This window comes from Pseudophaeobacter flagellatus, from assembly GCF_021228235.1.
Classification (GTDB): Bacteria; Pseudomonadota; Alphaproteobacteria; order Rhodobacterales; family Rhodobacteraceae; genus Pseudophaeobacter; species Pseudophaeobacter flagellatus.
This window is the reverse complement of record NZ_JAJQRG010000024.1, coordinates 1-2,033: the sequence shown is the minus strand read 5'-3', so window position 1 is coordinate 2,033 and position 2,033 is coordinate 1. Positions and strand designations below refer to the sequence as shown.

General features: G+C 48.7%; 1 protein-coding gene and 1 tRNA gene. One reads left to right on the top strand and one right to left on the bottom strand.

The features are described 5' to 3' along the window. The first annotated feature begins 218 nt into the window (after positions 1-218). Positions 219-1,670: a P-loop ATPase, Sll1717 family gene (locus LRK71_RS20420; RefSeq protein ID WP_232405796.1), complete on the top strand. Its 1,452-nt coding sequence runs from the start codon at positions 219-221 to the stop codon at positions 1,668-1,670. Positions 1,671-1,933: 263 nt separating this feature from the next. Here LRK71_RS20420 and LRK71_RS20415 read toward each other — a convergent pair. After that, positions 1,934-2,010, bottom strand: a tRNA-Met gene (locus LRK71_RS20415). Positions 2,011-2,033 lie beyond the last annotated feature (23 nt).

The window sequence follows — 2,033 nt, the reverse complement described above, 5'->3', positions numbered from 1 at the left end:
GCTCTGGACTTACAACAACGAGCGACCCAACATGGGCATCGGTGGGATGACCCCCGCTATGAAACTGAAAACAGCCGCATGAATTCTACGGCTGGACCCCATTAAAAATGGGGGGATTACCAGCCATCCGTATCACAGCTTTTGTTCGAGGCAATGAAACAGAGTTTGACAATCTGCTTGCAAAGTGAGCGAATTCGAAAAATCGGAGGATTCCTTTCATGGTTACATTACGAACAGTCGAATCATTTGGTGAAATTGCTGCCGAAGATGATCCAGTTCTCGATTACTTTCTTACGACGGAAGCAGTACAAGACATTGAAAGTGGCAAGATTCTACTTGTGCTGGGCCGCAAGGGTAGCGGAAAAACGGCACTAGTAAGGCACTTTACAGAAACTAATCCAGCCACACACGGTCAACCACTGTCGTTGAGAAGCTATCCTTGGGGCACGCATTCGGCATTAGTCGACAAAGGTGCTTCTGAAACGGAAGCATATGTGGCTTCTTGGCGTTTGCTAATAGCGATCAGGCTCGCAAGCATGGTTTCGGAGCTTGGCTCGGCCAAATTCTCAGATACGCTTGAAGGACTCCGAAAATTCCTAATGGAGAATTTTGGAACAATAAGGCCGGAAACAAAGTCAATTTTGTCGCGACCAAAGTTAAAGGTAGTCGGCCTCACTATCGGGCCCCAGGTTGCGGGTATTTCCCTAGGTTCAATTACTTTTGGCGACCCAACGAGGGAAAAAGTAATTGGACTCGAATTGGATAGCCTTGCAAACTCACTACTCACCGACATCAGCACCGCTGTGGCTGAACTCAGAATCGAAAATCTGTACCTTCACTTTGACGAATTGGATCAGGGGCTTGACATACTAGATGACGTTAAGAAGCGAATGTTGATTGGCCTTATTTTGGCAGCTCGTGACATCAAACGCTCCACCGAATTTCGAGCAAACGTCTCACCAATTGTCTACCTCCGAACCGATATCTGGGAACAGGTTTCGTTCTCTGACAAAAACAAAATCACAAGAAGCTCAACCGTTCGCTTGAAGTGGAACGAAGAAACACTGAAGGCTCTGGTGGAATCAAGGCTCGCTGCGAAGCTTGGTCCCACAGTGAGCTGGCCAGACATCGAAGACGGCGGTAAAATGCGGGGTTCCCAAGGCAAACTACAGCACATGCTCGCTCGTACCCTCCTGCGACCTCGCGACGTCATTCAATTTCTTAACGAGGCGCTGAAAGTCGCCCGTGATCGAACTGATGATCCGCTGGTGTTCATTAACGACGACTTCAACGCTTGCAGGGAAGAGTACTCTGAATACTTGAAGGATGAGCTTTCTGACGAGATTGATCCGCATTGGCCAAACTGGACAGATGGTCTTCGCGCATGCTCAAGGACTAAGACGATCACCTTTCAAAAGGAAGATTTCCTGAAAAACTATTTACAAATCAGGGCGCCAGAAAACCCACTCGATGGGAATGCCGCATTAGAGCAACTTTATCGTTTTTCAATTGTCGGTTACTTGAGGCCTTCGGGAGGCGGCGGCTCGTCTTGGTCATTTAGGTACTCTGACGAAAGCGCTGGATGGGACGCTACGGCCTCTCGGCTTAAGGTTCATATTGGACTAAAAGAACATGCTCAACTGAAAGAAGAGCGCATCGGCAAGGACTGAACGAAGCGGCTGTGCTTCCCGTTACCGACTACCCAGTCTAATGTCGGTTTCGGGCTGGGTGCTGCCGCCAGGCGCATTTTGCGTTAACGGCAGCTCTGGCCTGTGAGATCTCATTATTTCGTTATTGAAAAAATGTTAGTGTTGCAAGATTGCAAGAGCTTCAAACGCTCCCATTTGCTTCCACAGTGCTTCCAGTGCGGGTGGCCGAACGCAAACAGCCTTGCCAGAGCGAGGTTTAAGGTATTGATATCATTGTATAATTTTGGTTGCGGGAGTAGGATTTGAACCTACGACCTTCAGGTTATGAGCCTGACGAGCTACCGGGCTGCTCCATCCCGCGACGGTTGTTGTATCTTTTGGCTT

Coding starts and splice junctions, on each gene's coding strand:
- LRK71_RS20420 (WP_232405796.1), top strand. CDS start 219: ATGGTTACATTACGAACAGTCGAATCATTTGGTGAAATTGCTGCCGAA.